Below are 18,179 nucleotides of genomic sequence, written 5' to 3'. Positions count from 1 at the left end.
TCAGAATAGTTCGGGGACCGGGTTGTCGATGCGCTGGCGCAAGATCCGCTCGAAGTGGGTCGGATCATGCGGCGTCAGCATTTCCGCTTCGCGCGGCAGATAGAAATCATACAGGCGCGACAGCCAGAAGCGCAGCGCGCCGGCCTGCAGCATCAATTGCCACGCATTCCTTTCGTCGGCAGTGAAGGGCCGCACCGCGTGGTATGCGTCGAGCAGCGCGCGGGTACGCGGCAGATCGAGCGCGCCGCTGTCGAGGTCGATGCACCAGTCGTTGACGGTCACCGCGACATCGAACAGCCAGGTGTCGCAGCCGGCGAAGTAGAAATCGAAGAATCCGGTGAGCCGCTCGCCATCGAACATCACATTGTTGCGGAACAGGTCGGCATGGACCGGCCCGCGTGCCAATGCGCGATAGGTGTCAGATTCTGCGAATGCTTCCTGCGCATGGATTTCGGCGCGCAGCAGATGCTGTGCGTCTGGCGGCATGTAGGGCAGCACGGTCGGCGTGGTGGTTCGCCACCAGTCGAATCCGCGCAGGTTCGGTTGCCGGATCGGGAAATCCTGCGCGGCCAGATGCATCTTTGCCAGCATCGCGCCCACGGCGGCGCAGTGCACGGGTTTGGGAGACAGCTGCGACGCGCCTTCCAGCCTGGTCACAATGGAGGCCGGCTTGCCGTGCAGTTCATGCAGGATTTCACCGCGCTTGTCGGCGATCGGCTCCGGCACCAGCACGTCGCGCTCGGCAAGATGGCGCATCAGGCCGAGGTAGAACGGCAGTTGCTCGAACGTGAGCTTCTCGAATATGGTCAGTACGAATTCGCCGGTTTCCGTCGTGAGAAAGAAGTTGCTGTTTTCAATGCCGGACGAGATGCCTTTGATTGCAAGCGGTTTTCCGAGAGAGAACTTTGTGAGCCAATGTGTGAGGTCATCCAGGCTGACCGGGGTGAATACTGCCATGAGAAAAATATAGAGAGTTTAATTCGAAAGCAGATGCAGATCGTGCGACAAGACTACTTCCCTTGCGGCGCGGGCGAGGCCGGTGCGGCAGGCGGCAACGGTGTGGTGGCCGTGGCTTCCGCCTGTGCTTCCTTTGCCTCCTTGGCCGGGCCGAAGTCGAAGTTCAGCACTTCCCACTGGGCGCCGCGTATGGTGCTGCCCCCGGCATCGCCCGGCGCGGCACTGCCGGCCTGATCATTGGGCTTCAGATAATAGGTATTGTTGCCGCGATTGACCTTGACCTCGGTGACCTTGCCGCCGCGTGCGCGTGTTTGCGTGGTCGTTTCCTGCTGCACATCCGGCCTGGTGATGGTGACCGCTGGTGCCTCGCCTTCTTCCAGCGGCTCGAGGCGCGGCGGCGGAGGTGCATTTCCGGCGGGTTGCTGCGCGTTGACCGGGAATGATGTTGCACAAGCGGCAATGCACGCCGTGACAATGGAGACGACCTTGAAGAGGCGCATGATGATGTGGGAATGATATTGACCGACGCGCGGCGAAGTTTTACTTGAGTCCTGCGAAACATTTTAGCAAACAGGGCCCGCTCCTCCGGGAAATCATTCGTTCCATTGATCTTTCCCGCTCCGTGTGCAAGGAGTCCGAACCGCAAGTGCCCGCGTTTGACAAGGAACAAGGAACGGCTCGCACCTCAAGCGGATGGAAATGCATCAAAGATACGCACCGGTCTGTTTCGGCGTGTCGAGCGGCGGCAATTCCTGTGCTTCGTAGAAGGCGAAAATTGCATCCACGATATTCGCAGGTTCATCGATCACCTGGATCAGGTCCATGTCCCGGGTGGTGATCATGCCGTCGCGCACCAGCTGCGTGCGGAACCAGTCGAGCAGGCCGCGCCAGAAGTTCGTGCCGACCAGAACGATCGGAATGCGACGCGTGGTTCCCGTCTGTATCAGCGTCAGCACCTCGGTCAATTCATCGAGCGTGCCGAAGCCGCCGGGCAGAACGACGTAGGCATCGGCATACTTGACGAACGCAACCTTGCGCGCAAAGAAATGGCGGAAGTTGATCGAGATGTTCTGCCAGGTATTTCTCGTCTGTTCATGTGGCAATTCGATGTTGAGCCCGACCGACGACGACTTGCCTTCGAACCCGCCCTTGTTGGCCGCCTCCATGATGCCCGGCCCGCCGCCCGATATCACTGCGAGGCCCGCATCGGACAGGCGGCGCGCGATATCGACGGCCATCGCGTAGTACGGATCACTCGGCTTGATGCGGGCCGAACCGAAGATCGACACGGCAGGACGCAGCTCGGACAGCCGTTCGGTTGACTCGATAAACTCTGCCATAATCGTGAGCATATGCCACGACTCGCGCGCCTTTTTCGACGTGGCGCGTTCCAGGTTGGCCACCTGCCGCAAGCGCGGCACGTCTTTTCCTTTTGATTCCATATGAACAAAACACTGTTGTTGGTTGACGGCTCAAGCTATTTGTACCGTGCGTTCCACGCCATGCCGGATTTGCGTAACGCGGAGGGCGCGCCGACCGGCGCGATCTACGGCATGATCAACATGCTGCGCAAGCTGCGCAACGACTATCCGGCAGCATACATCGCCTGCGTATTCGACGCAAAAGGCAAGACCTTCCGCGACGATCTGTATGCGGAGTACAAGGCAAACCGCGCCTCCATGCCGGAAGACCTTGCGAAACAGATCGAGCCGATACACGAAGCGGTGCGCGCGCTGGGCTGGCCGATCCTGATGGTGGAGGGCATCGAGGCCGACGACGTGATCGGCACGCTGGCGGTGCAGGCGGTCGAGCATGGCATGCAGGCCGTGATCTCGACCGGCGACAAGGACCTCGCGCAACTGGTCAACGAGCACGTCACGCTGATCAACACGATGAGCAATGAAAAGCTCGACCGCGCCGGTGTGGTCGCGAAATTCGGCGTGCCGCCGGAACGCATCGTCGATTACCTGACGCTGGTAGGCGATACCGTCGACAATGTGCCGGGCGTCGACAAGGTCGGCCCGAAAACCGCGGTCAAGTGGCTGACGCAATACGACTCGCTGGACGGCGTGATCGGCAATGCGTCCGGCATCGGCGGCGCGGTCGGCGACAACCTGCGGCGCGCGCTCGACTGGCTTCCCCAGGCGCGCACGCTGGTCACGGTCAAGACCGATTGCGACCTCGTGGAACACATGGTCTCGATCCCGGAATCGCTGGTGGCGAAACCGGCCGACAACGAGGCGCTGATCGATTTTTTCCGGCGCTACGGTTTCAAGACCTGGCTGCGGGAATTGACCAGTGCGCCGGCGGCCGATGCGGCAGCATCGAGCCAGCCGGCAGAGGCGCAGAGCGGATTGTTCGCGGCCGAAGAGCCGGTGACGACGACCGATTACGAAACCGTGCTGACCGAAGAGCAGCTCGACAAATGGCTGGCGATCATCAACGATGCTGCGCTGACTTCGGTCGATACGGAGACGACTTCGCTCAATCCGATGCAGGCGCAACTGGTCGGCATTTCGCTCTCGTGCAAACCGGGCGTGGCGGCCTACATTCCGGTCGCGCACCGCTATCAGGATGCGCCAGCGCAGCTGTCGCGCGAGTTCGTGCTGGCGAAGCTCAAGCCGTGGCTGGAGGACGCCTCCAAGCCGAAGCTCGGCCAGCACCTGAAATACGACAGCCACGTCTTCCAGAATCATGGCGTGATGTTGCGCGGTATCGCGCATGACACGCTGCTCGAATCCTACGTGTTCGAATCGCACAGGAGCCACGACATGGACAGCCTCGCGCTGCGCCATCTCAACCGCAAGACCATCACTTTCGAGGAGGTGTGCGGCAAGGGCGCGTCGCAAATCGGTTTCGACCAGGTCGACATCGAGCGCGCCACCACCTATGCGGCAGAAGATGCGGACATCACCCTGCAGCTGCATCAGGCGATGTGGCCGCACGTGGCCGAGAATGCGGGCTTGACGTTCATCTACGAAAAGATCGAGTTGCCGACTTCGGTCGTGCTGCAAAAGATCGAGCGCAACGGCGTGCTGATCGACGCGCAGTTGCTGGTGGCGCAGTCGAACGAACTCGGCAGGCGCATGCTGGACATGGAGAAGCAGGCGCATGAACTGGCAGGACAGCCCTTCAACCTGAATTCGCCGAAGCAGATCGGCGAAATCTTCTTCGACAAGCTGCAATTGCCGGTCGTGAAGAAGACGCCGTCGGGCACGCCATCGACCGACGAGGAAGTGCTGCAAAAGCTGGCCGAGAATTATCCGCTGCCGAAGGTGCTGCTCGAATACCGCGGCCTGTCGAAACTGAAATCGACCTATACCGACAAGCTGCCGAAGATGGTCGATCCTGCCACCGGCCGCGTGCACACCAACTATGCGCAGGCGGTGGCGGTGACAGGACGGCTTGCCTCGAACGAACCGAACCTGCAGAACATCCCGGTGCGCACCGTCGAGGGCAGGCGCATCCGCGAAGCCTTCATCGCGCCGCCGGGCAGCGTGATCGTGTCGGCGGATTATTCGCAGATCGAGCTGCGCATCATGGCGCACATCTCCGGCGACGACAGCCTGCTGCACGCCTTCGCCGCCGGCGAGGACATTCACCGCGCCACTGCGGCGGAAATCTTCGGCGTCACGCCGCTGGAAGTCAGCAGCGAACAGCGCCGCTATGCGAAGGTGATCAACTTCGGCCTGATCTACGGCATGAGCGCCTTCGGCCTCGCCGCCAATCTCGGCATCGAGCGCGCGGCGGCGAAGATGTACATCGACTGCTATTTCGCCCGCTATCCGAAGGTAGCGCAGTACATGGAAGACACGCGCGCGCAGGCCAAGGCGCGCGGCTACGTCGAAACCGTATACGGCCGGCGGCTGTGGCTGCCCGAGATCAATTCGCCCAACGGCCCGCGCCGCCAGGCTGCCGAGCGCGCCGCGATCAATGCGCCGATGCAGGGCACGGCCGCCGACCTCATCAAGCTGTCGATGATCGCTGTGCAGAACTGGCTGGAAGCCGAGCGCCTGAAGTCGAAGATGGTGATGCAGGTGCATGACGAACTGGTGCTCGAAGTGCCTGAGGAGGAGTTGCCACTCATCCGGCAGAAACTGCCCGAGCTGATGAGCGGCGTGGGCAAGCTGAAGGTGCCGTTGATTGCGGAAGTCGGGATGGGCAGGAACTGGGACGAGGCGCATTGACGAAACGTTGCGGCACTCCCGCAGTGTATTCTGCGAACAATATCTCGGCGTCTTGTCCCTCCGGGCAGAGCGAGGAGCCGCAAGCGTCAACTCGGTCGCGTGCAGCCGGGATTCCTCGCTTCGCTCGGGATGACAGTTCATCAATACTGTAGGTGAAGTAGCAGTTGTGCAGCCTGTCCTGGCAGTGTTCGGGGCAGGAAATCGTTGACCATTTCAGGAGGAACCCTATGCAGCAGTTGAAAGAAGATGTTGACAGCCTCGTTGCCCCCACGTCCTTGTCCGCAGGCGTGGAGCGGCGCGATTTCCTGAAAGCCGCACTGGGCACCGGCTTTGCCGCCGCTGTGCTGCCGGTCGCGGCGCAAAGCGTGGTCAAGACCGATGCGGCGGGACTGACCGCGGGCGAAGTCACGATCAACATCAACGGGCAGAACGTGCCGGTCTATCGCGCACAACCGGAAGGCAGGAAGGATTTGCCGGTGGTGCTGGTGATTTCCGAAATCTTCGGCGTGCACGAACATATCGCCGACGTGGCGCGGCGTTTTGCCCGGCTGGGGTATCTGGCGCTGGCACCTGAACTGTTCGTGCGTCAGGGCGATCCCGGTTCCCACGGCACGGTTGCCGAGCTGGTGAAGGAAGTCATTTCCAAGGTGCCGGACGCGCAGGTGATGCGCGATCTCGATGCCTGCGTCGCATGGGCGAAGGACAATGGCGGCAACATCGACAAGCTTGGCATCACCGGCTTCTGCTGGGGCGGCCGCATCACCTGGCTGTATGCCGCGCACAACCCGAAGGTGAAGGCGGGCGTTGCATGGTACGGCCGCCTGGTCGGCGACAGGACGGAGCTGACGCCGGCACAGCCGGTCGATATCGCGCCGAAGCTGAAGGCACCGGTATTGGGTCTGTACGGCGCGAAGGACGCAGGCATCCCGCTCGATTCCGTCGACAAGATGAAGGCGGCGCTGGCGCAGGGCGGCAGCAAGTCGCAGTTCGTGATCTTCGAGAATTCCGGTCACGCCTTCCATGCCGATTACCGCCCCAGCTACGTTGAGGCGGATGCGAAAGAGGGCTGGAAGCGTTGCGTGGAGTGGTTCAAGTCGCACGGCGTGGCATAGGGGATGGCAGGGCGGGATTGATCGCCTTCTCAACCGCTCCGGCAAAAGAGTGCAGCGGCCCGGCATTGCCCGGGCCGTTTCCTTTTCGGCGCGGGACTCGCTGGAACGGGCGCGCATCCCGGTTTTGCCGATTCAATCCGTTCGTTCACGCCGGGGTCATGGCCGCGCCATTTGCCGAAAAGCCGCGTCTGTGCTTTAATTTGCAACCCTGTTGCATATTCTCCGAGGCATAAAATCAATTCCACGCTGTTATCCATTCTGCTCGCCACGACCATCGCGGGCGTGTTCAGCATTTCCGCTGCGGCGATCTTCTCCTTCACGCTTCTGTCCCGGATGGTGGAGCGGATGGTGAGTCTGTCGGTGGGGATCCTGCTTTCGACTTCGCTGCTGCACGCATTGCCCGAGGCGTTCGAGTCGCAGGCCGATGCGCGCACTCTGTTCGCCACCTTGCTCGGCGGCCTGTTCGCCTTCTTCCTGCTGGAAAAGTTCGCGATCCTGCGGCATTCGCATCATTACGAGGGCGACGGACATCATCATGAGCACGGCCATGACAAGCACGAGGCGGGCAAGGCCGGCTGGATGATTCTGGTCGGCGACGGCCTGCACAATTTCACCGACGGCATCCTGATCGCCGCCGCGTTCCTGGCCGATCCGAATCTGGGCCTGATCACGGGGCTTGCCATCATCGCGCACGAGATTCCGCAGGAAATCGGCGACTTCATCGTGCTGCTCAACGCCGGCTTCACGCGTACCCGCGCCTACGTCTACAACCTGCTGTGCAGCCTGATGGCGGTGATCGGTGGCCTGCTCGGTTATTACACGCTGGAGCGCGCGACCGACTGGATTCCGTATGTGCTGGTATTCGCGTCGTCCGGCTTCATCTACATCGCGGTCAGCGACCTGATGCCGCAGATGCAGCGCCGCGCGACGCTGCGCGAAACGATTCCGCAAATCCTGCTGATCATGGTGGGCGTGGCGATCGTGCTATTCCTGACCGGGCGGGCGCACAATCATTGACGTCAGGCCGCTCCGGTCGCAACGGGGCGTGACGGATCGGCACACCACTCGCTCCACGAGCCCGGATACAGCGCAGCACCCGGCAAGCCCGCGACTTCCATCGCCAGCAGGTTGTGGCAGGCGGTCGCGCCCGAACCGCATTGCATGATGCTCGCCTGCGGCGTGGTGACGACTGCGGCGAAGTCTGCGCGCAGTTGCTCCGGTGACTTGAAACGACCGTCGGCCTGCAGATTGTCCTTGAAGAAACGGTTCCGCGCGCCCGGAATATGGCCACCGACCGGATCGAGTGTTTCGTTTTCCCCGCGAAAGCGATCCGGCGCGCGTGCATCGATGACGAAGCGTTGCCTGTTCGACAGATTGGCCACGACGTCATTCACATCGACGGTGGACACGAGCGGCGTGCGGAGTGTGATCGTGCCGCGTGATCCCGATGCGGGTTCGGCAGTCAATTGCTGTCCCTGTGCCTGCCATGCCGGCAAACCGCCGTCCAGCACCGCGACGGCTTCATGTCCGACCCAGCGCAGCATCCACCACAGACGGGCAGCGAACATGCCGCCTTGCGCATCATAGGCGATCACCTGCGAGTCGTCGTTGATGCCCCAGCGGCGCAGGGTGTCGATGAAGGCATCGGGGCGAGGCAGCGGATGACGTCCGCGAAACTCGCCGTTCGGTCCCGGCGTCTTGTCGGAAAGATCGGTATCCAGGTGCGCGAATTGCGCGCCGGGAATATGCCCCGACAGGTAGGCGGCGCAGCCCGCATCGGGATTGGTCAGATCGTGGCGACAATCCACGATGATCCAGTGCCTGTCCCCTGCATGGCGCGTCAGATCGGCGGCGGAAATCAGTGTGGTATGGGACATCGCAATTCCTTTGCGGAATGGTCAGACTTCGTTTGAAATCGGATCGCCGGTCCGGGCGGCGGATGCTTTCGCAGTCAGGGCGGCGGTATTGCGCGCATTGTAATACGTCGCTGCGACGCCGCTGGCGAGGATGATGCCCATGCCCAGCCAGCCGAGCCAGTCCAGCAGGTCGCCCCATATCACGATGCCCCACACGGCGGAGAACACGATCCCCGTGTACTGCAGGTTCGCCGTGACCAGCGTCTTGCCGATCCGGTAGGCGCGCGTCATTGCCATCTGCGCAATGGTGGCGGTCACGCCGATCGCCAGCAGCAATGCGAGTCCTTTCGCGTCATGCGCGTGCCAGGTCGTCGCGCTGTTGCCGGGAAAGGCCGAACCCGCCAGTGTGCCGAGGAGCCCCGCCAGCACGCCGGTGACGGAAAAATAAAAGACGACGCGGTATTCAGGCTCGCCCATCTGTCCCAGCTTGCGCACCTGCAGATAGGCCAGCGCCGACAGCGCGCCGGATGTCAGTCCGATCAGGCCGCTGAACCACTGGTCCGCATGGAACGACGGCCGCAGCAGCAGCGTGACGCCGACGAAGCTCATTGCAATGGCGGCCGTCAGCCCCCATTCGAAGCGGTTCTGCCCGCGCCACCAGCCCGCCACGAACAGGATGGCGGCGATCCAGATCGGCGACATGTAGTTGAGTGTGGTGGCAGTCGCGAGCGGCAATTTTCCGATGGAATGGAACCACAGCCACAGCGCGGTGACACCCACCACGCCGCGCCACACGTGATGCCACGGCAGCGAAGTCTTGAGCGAGCCGCCGCGAATCCGGGTCAGCAGAAACAGGAAGATCATGCCGACCGCGCCGCGGTACATGACGATTTCGGAGGTGGAGTACAGATCGGACGCCAGCTTGACGCAGACGCCCATGATGGCGAACACGAAGCTGGCAAAGAGCATCCAGAGAGACGGCATGGGATCAGAAAGCGAATGCCGCGTGCGCGACTGCAGTGCGCATGGCTGGCGGGTTAGGCGGAGTCATTGTTGAATCGACAAAAAAAGACCGCTCCAGTCAGGGGAGCGGTCTTTGATGATACGCCGATTTCCGATTTCCGATTGCCGGCAGAGGCGTGGAACTGTCGCGCCTATCGCTTGTCCGGCACCTCGATCTGCGCGCGATACCATTCGTGGAAATGCTGCATGCCGTCTTCCATCGGCGACTGGTACGGCCCGACTTCGTTGACGCCGCGCTCCATCAGGATGCGGCGGCCGGCATCCATGCGCAAGCCGATCTCGTCATCCTCGATGCAGGTTTCCATGTAGGCTTCGCGCTCGGCTTCCACGAACCCGCGCTCGAACAGCACGATCTCTTCCGGGTAGTAGAACTCGACCACGTTGGTGGTCTTTTGCGGACCCTTCGGCCACAGCGTCGACACCACCAGCACGTGCGGATACCACTCGACCATGATGTTCGGGTACAGCGTCAGCCAGATCGCGCCGTAGGGCGGTGGCACACCGTTGCGGAACTTGAGCACCTGCTCCTGCCACTTCTTGTACTTCGGCGTGCCGGAGCGCGCCAGCGCATGGTTCACACCCACGGTCTGCACGCTGTAACTGTCGCCGAATTCCCATTTCAGGTCGTCGCAGCTGACGAAGCTGCCCAGTCCCGGATGGAAGGGCTCGACGTGATAATCCTCCAGATAGACTTCGATGAAGGTCTTCCAGTTGTAATCGCATTCATGCACCTCGACGTGATCGAGCATGTAGCCGCTGAAGTCGAGATCCCTGGCGACACCGAGCTTCGCCATCATGCCGGCGACGTCCGTGCCGTTCTGTTCGAACAGCAGGCCGTTCCAGTTCTGCAGCGGCGTGCGCGACAGGTTCATGCACGGCGTTTCGCCGAAGTGCGGCGCGCCGATCAATTCACCCTTGAGATCGTAGGTCCAGCGATGCAGCGGGCACACGATGTTGTTCGTATTGCCGCGGCCGTCGAGCATTTTTGCCTGCCGGTGGCGGCACACGTTGGACAGCAGTTGAATGCCTTGCGTGTTGCGCACCAGCATGCGGCCTTCGTTTTCCCACGCCAGCGTGGCGTAGTCGCCCGCGTTCGGAACCATCAATTCATGGCCGGCGTAACGAGGACCTTGCTGGAAAAGTTGTGTGATTTCCTGTTGCAACAGCGTTTCGTCGAAATAGACGTTGACAGGAAGTTGCGCGTTGGATCGCGCGAGCTTGGCGATATTAGCCAGATCGGACATCCCCACCCCCAAATTAATTTGCACCAACCTAAGAGAGAAAGAATCCGCAAAAACCAGTATTCAAAAAAGATGAAACGGAAATTTTGGACAGAACCAGCGATTATACCCTGGCAACTTGCGATCAGGCTTGCCCGGCCAAGGGCGCGGCCGCATGTCTTCGTGCACCTTCCTTTCACGAACGATTGCAAAATTGCAATGCGCAGATGTGGCGTGTCTGCGCCCCTTCTCAGACACCGCAATGCGTTGAGGGTTGCACCGGCATCGACTCCTTCCGTTGCGTGAATTGCAATTTTTGCTGCGGGCGGGCAAGCCCGCTCCATCCTGTGATTCAGCCCTTGATCAGTCGGTTTGCTCTAAAATATCGGGCTGAACTTCATATCCAGCGTCTATGCCAAAAAAATCCCCATCCACCGATCAGCCCGCATCGTTCGAAGAAGCGATGGCGGAGCTGGAACAACTGGTTGCCCAGATGGAGGCGGGCGAGTTGCCGCTGGAAACATCCGTGGCTGCCTACAAGCGCGGTTCGGAACTGGTTAAATTTTGTGCAGGCCAACTCGACAAGGTCGAGAACCAGGTCAAGGTGCTGGAGGGCGAAATGCTCAAGCCGTTTGCCGCCGATGGCGTGGCCGAGGCGGACGAATGACGGCCCCGCAGGTCTTTGCGGACTGGATGAAGCGCGTCCAGTCGACGATGGAAGATGCGCTGGCGTCTTTTCTTCCCGGCGAACGGGAATTGCCGGCACGGCTGCACGAGGCGATGCGCTACGCAGCGCTCGATGGCGGCAAGCGGGTGCGGCCGCTGCTGGTATTCGCGGCCGGCGAACTGTTCGATGCGCAGCAGGGTGCGCTGGAGCGCGCTGCTGCTGCGGTGGAAATGATTCACGCCTATTCGCTGGTGCATGACGACATGCCATGCATGGACGACGACGCGCTGCGGCGCGGCAAGCCCACCGTGCATGTGAAATACGACGATGCCACGGCCTTGCTGGTCGGCGATTCGCTGCAGGCGCAGGCCTTCCTCGTGCTGTCCGATGACACGGACACTGACGTGGATGCCGCGCGCAAGCTCGCGATGATCCGCCTGCTCGCGCACGCCGCCGGGTCGGTCGGCATGTGCGGCGGGCAGGCCATCGATCTGGCGAGTGTCGGCGTCACGCTGTCGCTGGGCGAACTGGAGCGCATGCATCAGCTGAAGACGGGTGCCTTGCTGCGCGCATCGGTGCTGCTGGGCGCATTGAGCGGCAAGGCGCTCTCCGCGGCGGAAGAGTCGGCGCTCGATGCGTATGCGAAGGCGATCGGCCTCGCGTTTCAGGTAGTGGACGACGTGCTGGATGCGACGGCGGATTCGACCACGCTGGGCAAGACGGCGGGCAAGGATGCCGCCGACAACAAGCCCACGTATGTCTCGATTCTCGGACTGGATGAGTCGCGGCAGCTGGCGGAAAAATTGCGGAACGACGCCCATCGGGCGCTTGCTTCGTTCGGAGACAAGGCGCAGCGCTTGCGCGAACTGGCTGACTTGATCGTGCAGCGGAAAGCTTAGTATGAGTATGGATTTACTGAAGAAAATTGACCGCCCCGAGGATCTGCGCAAGCTGCCACGCACGCAGTTGAAGCCGCTGGCGGATGAGTTGCGCGCCTTCGTGCTCGATTCGGTATCGAAGACCGGCGGACATCTGTCGTCCAACCTCGGCACGGTGGAGCTGACGATCGCGCTGCATTACGTGTTCAACACGCCGGAAGACCGGATCGTGTGGGATGTCGGTCATCAGACCTATCCGCACAAGATCCTGACCGGACGCCGCGACCAGATGCCGACCTTGCGACAATTGAATGGCATCTCCGGCTTCCCGCGCCGCAGCGAGAGCGAATACGACACCTTCGGCACCGCGCATTCCTCGACTTCGATTTCCGCCGCGCTCGGCATGGCGCTGGCGGCGAAGACCAAGGGCGAGAACCGCCACGCGATTGCCGTGATCGGCGACGGTGCGATGACTGCCGGCATGGCGTTCGAGGCATTGAACAATGCCGGCGTGCATGACGACATCAACCTGCTCGTGATCCTGAACGACAACGACATGTCGATCTCGCCGCCGGTCGGCGCATTGAACCGCTATCTGGCGCGGCTGATGTCTGGCAAGTTCTATGCGACGGCCAAGAACGTCGGCAAGTCAGTGCTGCCGGCGCCGATGCTGGAACTGGCGAAACGCCTGGAAGAACACGCGAAGGGCATGGTTGTTCCCGCCACCATGTTCGAGGAATTCGGCTTCAACTACATCGGACCGATCGACGGCCATGATCTGGAATCGCTGGTTCCGACTCTGCAGAATCTGAAGAACCTGAAGGGCCCGCAATTCCTGCACGTGGTCACGAAAAAAGGGCAGGGCTACAAGCTGGCCGAGGCCGATCCCGTGCTGTATCACGGTCCCGGCAAGTTCAATCCGGCCGAAGGCATCAAGCCGGCGACGTCTGGCAAGGTGACGTACACGCAGGTCTTCGGCGACTGGCTGTGCGACATGGCGGCGCATGACAGAAAGCTGATCGGCATCACGCCCGCGATGCGCGAAGGTTCCGGCATGGTGCAGTTCGAGCAGCGCTTCCCCGATCGCTATTACGACGTCGGCATCGCGGAGCAGCACGCGGTGACGTTTGCCGCCGGCATGGCATGCGAAGATCTGAAACCGGTGGTCGCGATCTACTCGACCTTCCTGCAGCGCGCTTACGACCAGCTGATCCACGATGTTGCTCTGCAAAACCTCGACGTGACTTTCGCGCTCGACCGCTCCGGCCTGGTCGGTGCCGATGGCGCGACCCATGCCGGCAACTACGACATCGCCTACCTGCGCTGCATCCCCAACATGGTGGTGATGGCGGCGTCTGATGAAAACGAGTGCCGCCGCATGCTGTCCACCGCCTATCAGTACAAGGGTCCGGCATCGGTGCGCTATCCGCGCGGCGCGGGCATCGGCGCGCAGGTCGAGAAGGACCTCGACACCATCCCGCTGGGCAAGGGCGAGATCAGGCGCGAAGGACAGCATGTCGCGATTCTCGCCTTCGGCACCATGGTCGCGCCTGCGCTCGAGGCAGCGAATGAATTGAATGCCACGGTCGCGAACATGCGCTTCGTCAAGCCACTCGACGTCGAACTGCTCAAGCAGCTGGCGCAGACGCACGAGGCGCTGGTCACGGTGGAGGAGGGCTCCATCATGGGCGGAGCCGGAGCCGCAGTGGCCGAGGCACTGGCCGAAGCGGGCATCGTCAAGCCGATTCTGCATCTGGGCCTGCCGGACAGGTTCATCGACCACGGCGATGCGAACCAGTTGCTGGCCGCATGCGGACTGGACGCGAAAGGCATCGCCGCGGCGATCAGTCAGCGCTTCGGCAAGGGCGAGCCGCGGCTGGTGGTCAACAATTGATCGTTCACATCAAGGAATGAAAAAAGCGACGCGATGACGTCGCTTTTTTCATTCTGCTGAGTGGATTCAGCCTGTGTGCATGCAGACCCATGGTCCGGTACACGCGGGTCAGTTTCATGGAGGCTGAGCCGGGCACGGTGGACCAGTATCGAATCCTTCGGTCGCGCCTAGCGCTCCCGATCCTTCTCCCACAGCACATCGCTGCCACCCGCATGGCGATTCAGCACCCGCGACAAGACAAACAATAAATCCGACAATCGGTTCACATACTGCCGCGGCTTGTCGTTGATCGTCTCGCTGTTGCCGAGGCCGACGATGCTGCGTTCCGCGCGCCGGCACACGGTGCGGCAGACATGCGACTGCGCCGCCGCGCGCGATCCTGCCGGGAGGATGAAATCCTTCAGGGGCGGCAGGTCGGCATTGTATTTCTCCAGCAAGGCATCGAGCCGTACCACGTGGGGTTCGGTGATCAGCGTGTAACCGGGGATGCACAGTTCGCCGCCGAGGTCGAACAGGTCGTGCTGGATCGAGATCAATTCCTCGCGCAACGCGGCGGGCAGGTCTTCGCACAGCAGCAGGCCGATGTGCGAATTCAGCTCATCCACCTCGCCTATCGCGTGCACGCGCACGCTGTCCTTGCCGGTGCGGCTGCCATCGCCCAGTCCGGTGGTGCCGTTGTCGCCGGTGCGGGTTGCAATTTTCGAAAGTCGGTTGCCCATGATCATTGGAAGTAAGGTGGAAAACAGGGTGAGGATACGGCAAAAAGGCGCGCCTGGCGCATCGGCAAACCGAACTCAGCACCACATCTTTTGCGGGGGTAAAATCGCTCAACCCGGAGGTAAACATGAACCAACCTGTCCAACCGGCGGCACTCAGGAAGCCGCTATCCGACGCCTTGCTGGCCGAGCTCAAATTGCTGTTTGACGATCGTCTGTCCACCGCGCATGCCGTGCGCGAACATCATGGCCGCGACGAATCGTCCTATGATCCGATGCTGCCCGACGCGGTCGTATTCGCCCAATCCACCGAGGAAGTCGCCGCTGCGGTGAAACTGTGCAGCAAGCACGCAGTGCCGGTCATTCCCTACGGCACCGGCACCTCGCTTGAAGGCCATGTGCTGGCGCTGCAGGGCGGGGTCACGATCGACCTGTCGCACATGAATCAGGTGGTCGCAATCCATGCCGAAGACCTGACCGCGACGGTGCAGGCCGGCGTCACGCGCAAGCAGCTGAACCAGGAGATCCGCGACACCGGCCTGTTCTTCCCCATCGATCCGGGTGCGGATGCCTCACTGGGCGGTATGGCGGCAACGCGCGCTTCCGGCACCAATGCCGTGCGCTACGGCACCATGCGCGAAAACACGCTGGCGCTGACGGTCGTGACGGCCGATGGGCGCATCATCAAGACCGGCACGCGCGCCAGAAAATCCTCCGCCGGCTACGATCTGACGCGCGTCTTCGTCGGCAGCGAAGGCACGCTCGGCATCATCACCGAAGTCACTGTCAGGCTCTATCCGCAGCCGGAAGCGATCTCCGCTGCAGTCTGCTCGTTTCCGACGGCAGCCGACGCCGTCAACGCCGTGATCCAGACCATCCAGATGGGCGTGCCGGTCGCGCGCGTCGAATTCCTCGATGAGAACAGCGTGCGCTGCATCAACGCGCACGACAAGCTCACTCTGCCGGAACAACCCCTGCTGCTGTTCGAATTCCACGGCAGCGAACACGGTGTCAAGGAGCAGGCCGAGACGGTGCAGCAGATCGCGGCGGAATACAACGCCATCGGTTTCGAATGGGCAACGCGCCCGGAAGATCGTTCGCGCCTGTGGACTGCGCGTCACAACGCCTACTTCGCGATGCTGCAGATGCGCCCGGGCGCGCGCGCCATTTCCACCGATTGCTGCGTGCCGATTTCGCGCCTCGCCGAATGCATCCTCGATACCAAGGCCGATTGCGAAAAGAACGGCATCATTCATTCCATCATCGGCCATGTCGGCGACGGCAACTTCCACGTGCTGATGATGGTCGATCCGCATGATCCCGCCGATGTCGCGAGAGCCGAAGGCGTGAATGCACGCATGGTGGCGCGCGCCATCGAGATGGATGGCACCTGCACTGGCGAGCATGGCGTCGGCATGCACAAGATGGAATTTCTGGTGCAGGAGCATGGCGTGGAAGCGATTGAAACGATGCGCCGCATCAAGCATGCACTGGACCCGAAGAATATTTTGAATCCCGGCAAGATTATCCAGTGGTAGGGGAGTTGGCGTTCAAACCTGCTGCGCGCCTCAATCTCGGGCCTGTGATGCTCGTTGTCCAGTGAGGGAGTTTGCGCTTGCAAGCGCAAACCGCTTCGCTGGCAGATAGCAGGCTATCCGAATTCCCAGCTACGCCGGTTCCGCTTCCCGGCCCGACCTTGAGGCGCTCGCTACGGTTTGAACACCAACTCCGAGGCGCATCAGATGATTTTTGACTCTATTTTTCATGGCAACACGACTCCCCCCGGTTCACGCACTATCCGCCTTTGAGGCGGCCGCCCGTCACGGCTCGTTTGCCATTGCGGCGGAGGAGTTGTGCATCACGCCTTCCGCGCTGTCGCACCGGATCCGGCTGCTGGAGGAATTCGTCGGCGAACGCCTGTTCATTCGCGACGGGCGGACCGTCACGGTGTCGGAATTCGGCCGGCGTTATCTCGACGTCGTGCGCGCCGCCTTGCGCACCCTGACGGACTTTCCGCTGCCGCATCGCAATGCGCCGGTGCAGCCGCGGGTCAAGGTCACGGTGCCGCCGACCTTCGCACGTTACTTGCTGGTGCCGCGCCTGTCCGGGTTCACCGCCCTGCATCCCGATATTTCGGTGGAGATTTTTCTGTCCGTGCCGCTGTATGACTTGAGCCTGTCCGAGAGCGATCTGGAAGTGCGCTTCGGCGCCGGCAACTACCCGGATATCCAGACGAAGAAATTATTCAACGAACCGGCCTTTGCGGTGGCAAGCCCGCGCTATCTGGAGCAGATCGGCGGGCTGAAGACGCCTTCCGATCTGCAGAAGGCGACGCTGCTGCGCTCTGCGCTGGAGCCGTGGCAACCCTGGTTCGAGGTGGCCGGCCTCGATTGGCCCGAACCGTCAAGCGGTTTGCGGCTCGATGACCTCGGCCTGCTGCTCGAAGCCATCCGCCATGGTCATGGCGTCGGCCTGACGCGCAAGCATTTTGCGCAGGAAATGATCGCATCCGGTGAAGTGGTGCAATTGTTCGACGTTTGTCTGGCGACACCGCCGCACGCATATTACGTCGTCTATGAAGAGCCGCCGCGCGAGCGGCCTGAGGTCCGGCTGTTCCTTGACTGGTTGATGGCGGCGTTCCAAAACGTGTGACTGCGCGTGTGACTGCGCGTGTGACCGCACCCGATCGCCGGGGCGCGCCTATTCGCCATCCCATTTCTGAAAGATGCGCGCCAGTTCGCCTGATGCGTGCAGCTGCGAGACGGCGCGCCGCACCTTGTCCGTCACCTCTTTGGACACATGCCTGCCGAGCACCAGATATGCGGGCGTCACTTCCATTGCCGGAGCAAGAATGCGGATTTTGCCGTCCAGTCCGGCGCGGCTGATTTCCCGCTTCAGGCCCGGCGTGCGGTGGTAAAAGAAGCGGCCTCTGCCGGCGGCAAGCTTGCGCAGGTTGAGTTCGGGCGTCTTGGCCTCGGCGTCGAAGAGGATGCCGGTGCCATCCTTGTTGACGCGATTGATTGCGCCGCTGCTTTTCATGACAAGCACGACGCCGTCCGGTCCGAGATTGCGCACGTCCGGCCAGCCGCTCACCTGAATCGGGTCATTTGCGCGTGCCGCCAGCACGAAGCTGATCTGGTACAGCGGCGGCTCGATGAACACCAGCCGGGCGTCCCGCTCCGGATTCTTCACGAGGCAGGGAGCCGCATCCTGCGCGCCGGCAGCCAGCTCCGCCTCGATGCGCGCCAGCGGCATCCAGTTCTGGTCGCCGACGAATTTCACGTCGGGCTCGACCCGCTCGATGGCGCGCAGTATGTCGATGCACAGGCCGGTGATCGCGCTGCCGCCCGGTGCGGCGGCGATGTACTTGGGATCGGTGCCTTCCTGGGCGGCGGTGCGCAATTGCGTCACGGCGCTGGCGGGTTGCGCCGCTCCCGCCAGCGCCAGTGCCGCAAGCGATGCCGCGCGATGTTTTCGAAGTTTGTCCAACACGTGTGTGCCCCGATTGCCATGGATGCCGCAATGACCGCGCCGCTTCATTTGATGGCGGTTTGTCATCGATTTGACTCCCATGATTATGGGATATAACTTGCCGATCTCCAATGAAAATGTTGGTATTCATTTAATGTCGCGGCAGGTAATGCCAGGCCGGTGCCTGGGGTGAAAAGA

Annotated in this window: 17 protein-coding genes; 8 read left to right on the top strand and 9 right to left on the bottom strand. The window is 61.9% G+C overall.

The window, feature by feature from the left end; all coding sequences use genetic code 11:
• From D3870_RS15090 to D3870_RS15080, 3 genes are all read right to left on the bottom strand, one after another.
• Window positions 1–957 (bottom strand): homoserine kinase, encoded by a 957-nt coding sequence (locus D3870_RS15090; RefSeq protein ID WP_119740342.1) that lies wholly within the window; start codon window positions 955–957, stop codon window positions 1–3.
• Window positions 958–1,010: 53 nt separating this feature from the next.
• Window positions 1,011–1,457, bottom strand: coding sequence for a DUF2782 domain-containing protein (locus D3870_RS15085; RefSeq protein WP_199710668.1), 447 nt, complete (start codon window positions 1,455–1,457; stop codon window positions 1,011–1,013).
• Window positions 1,458–1,661: 204 nt separating this feature from the next.
• Window positions 1,662–2,399 (bottom strand): LOG family protein, encoded by a 738-nt coding sequence (locus D3870_RS15080; RefSeq protein ID WP_119740339.1) that lies wholly within the window; start codon window positions 2,397–2,399, stop codon window positions 1,662–1,664.
• Between D3870_RS15080 and polA the strand changes: the two genes are divergently transcribed.
• Both polA and D3870_RS15070 read left to right on the top strand, forming a co-directional pair.
• A complete protein-coding gene (gene polA / locus D3870_RS15075) occupies window positions 2,400–5,144 on the top strand; it encodes a DNA polymerase I (protein WP_119740337.1) in 2,745 nt (914 codons plus the stop codon). It begins immediately after the preceding gene.
• Between the two features lie 227 nt (window positions 5,145–5,371).
• Complete coding sequence (locus tag D3870_RS15070; protein WP_119740335.1) at window positions 5,372–6,256, top strand: dienelactone hydrolase family protein; 885 nt, start codon at window positions 5,372–5,374, stop codon at window positions 6,254–6,256.
• 29 nt (window positions 6,257–6,285) lie between these two features.
• Here the strand turns inward: D3870_RS15070 and D3870_RS22575 are convergent, their stop codons facing one another.
• Entirely contained in the window at window positions 6,286–6,576 is a 291-nt protein-coding gene (locus tag D3870_RS22575) for a hypothetical protein (RefSeq protein ID WP_199710809.1), read from the bottom strand.
• On the opposite strand from D3870_RS22575, the gene D3870_RS15065 reads away from it, so the two are divergent.
• Complete coding sequence (locus D3870_RS15065) at window positions 6,563–7,273, top strand: ZIP family metal transporter (protein ID WP_242490086.1); 711 nt, start codon at window positions 6,563–6,565, stop codon at window positions 7,271–7,273. The two genes, D3870_RS22575 and D3870_RS15065, sit on opposite strands and share 14 nt — an antisense overlap.
• 2 nt (window positions 7,274–7,275) lie before the next feature.
• Here the strand turns inward: D3870_RS15065 and D3870_RS15060 are convergent, their stop codons facing one another.
• The 3 genes from D3870_RS15060 to D3870_RS15050 all read right to left on the bottom strand — a co-directional run bounded on the left by D3870_RS15060 (window position 7,276) and on the right by D3870_RS15050 (window position 10,379).
• Window positions 7,276–8,133, bottom strand: a complete 858-nt coding sequence (locus D3870_RS15060) for a sulfurtransferase (RefSeq protein WP_119740332.1) — start codon at window positions 8,131–8,133, stop codon at window positions 7,276–7,278.
• A gap of 21 nt (window positions 8,134–8,154) precedes the next feature.
• Entirely contained in the window at window positions 8,155–9,096 is a 942-nt protein-coding gene (locus D3870_RS15055; RefSeq protein ID WP_119740330.1) for a DMT family transporter, read from the bottom strand.
• A gap of 170 nt (window positions 9,097–9,266) precedes the next feature.
• Window positions 9,267–10,379, bottom strand: a complete 1,113-nt coding sequence (locus tag D3870_RS15050; protein ID WP_119740328.1) for an aromatic ring-hydroxylating oxygenase subunit alpha — start codon at window positions 10,377–10,379, stop codon at window positions 9,267–9,269.
• A gap of 388 nt (window positions 10,380–10,767) precedes the next feature.
• Between D3870_RS15050 and D3870_RS15045 the strand changes: the two genes are divergently transcribed.
• From D3870_RS15045 to dxs, 3 genes are read left to right on the top strand one after another with little or no spacing between them, the layout of a single operon-like run.
• The gene (locus tag D3870_RS15045; protein ID WP_119740326.1) at window positions 10,768–11,022 is read left to right on the top strand and encodes an exodeoxyribonuclease VII small subunit; all 255 of its coding nucleotides are present in this window, start codon (window positions 10,768–10,770) and stop codon (window positions 11,020–11,022) included.
• A complete protein-coding gene (locus D3870_RS15040) occupies window positions 11,019–11,921 on the top strand; it encodes a polyprenyl synthetase family protein (RefSeq protein WP_119740324.1) in 903 nt (300 codons plus the stop codon). Before D3870_RS15045 ends, D3870_RS15040 begins: the two co-directional genes overlap by 4 nt.
• A 7-nt stretch (window positions 11,922–11,928) precedes the next feature.
• Window positions 11,929–13,794 (top strand): 1-deoxy-D-xylulose-5-phosphate synthase, encoded by a 1,866-nt coding sequence (dxs, locus tag D3870_RS15035; RefSeq protein WP_119742186.1) that lies wholly within the window; start codon window positions 11,929–11,931, stop codon window positions 13,792–13,794.
• 167 nt (window positions 13,795–13,961) lie between these two features.
• On the opposite strand, the gene D3870_RS15030 is transcribed toward dxs, so the two are convergent.
• Entirely contained in the window at window positions 13,962–14,513 is a 552-nt protein-coding gene (locus D3870_RS15030; protein WP_119742185.1) for a cob(I)yrinic acid a,c-diamide adenosyltransferase, read from the bottom strand.
• Between the two features lie 125 nt (window positions 14,514–14,638).
• On the opposite strand from D3870_RS15030, the gene D3870_RS15025 reads away from it, so the two are divergent.
• Both D3870_RS15025 and D3870_RS15020 read left to right on the top strand, forming a co-directional pair.
• Window positions 14,639–16,048 (top strand): FAD-binding oxidoreductase, encoded by a 1,410-nt coding sequence (locus D3870_RS15025; RefSeq protein WP_119740323.1) that lies wholly within the window; start codon window positions 14,639–14,641, stop codon window positions 16,046–16,048.
• 226 nt (window positions 16,049–16,274) lie between these two features.
• A complete protein-coding gene (locus D3870_RS15020) occupies window positions 16,275–17,162 on the top strand; it encodes a LysR substrate-binding domain-containing protein (RefSeq protein ID WP_119740321.1) in 888 nt (295 codons plus the stop codon).
• 48 nt (window positions 17,163–17,210) lie between these two features.
• On the opposite strand, the gene D3870_RS15015 is transcribed toward D3870_RS15020, so the two are convergent.
• Window positions 17,211–18,002, bottom strand: a complete 792-nt coding sequence (locus tag D3870_RS15015; RefSeq protein ID WP_158590479.1) for a substrate-binding periplasmic protein — start codon at window positions 18,000–18,002, stop codon at window positions 17,211–17,213.
• Window positions 18,003–18,179: the final 177 nt, after the last annotated feature.

It is taken from the genome of Noviherbaspirillum cavernae, assembly GCF_003590875.1.
Lineage (GTDB): Bacteria > Pseudomonadota > Gammaproteobacteria > Burkholderiales > Burkholderiaceae_D > Noviherbaspirillum > Noviherbaspirillum cavernae.
Note: the sequence above shows the minus strand (reverse complement) of the source record. Positions and strands in the feature narration are given on the sequence as shown.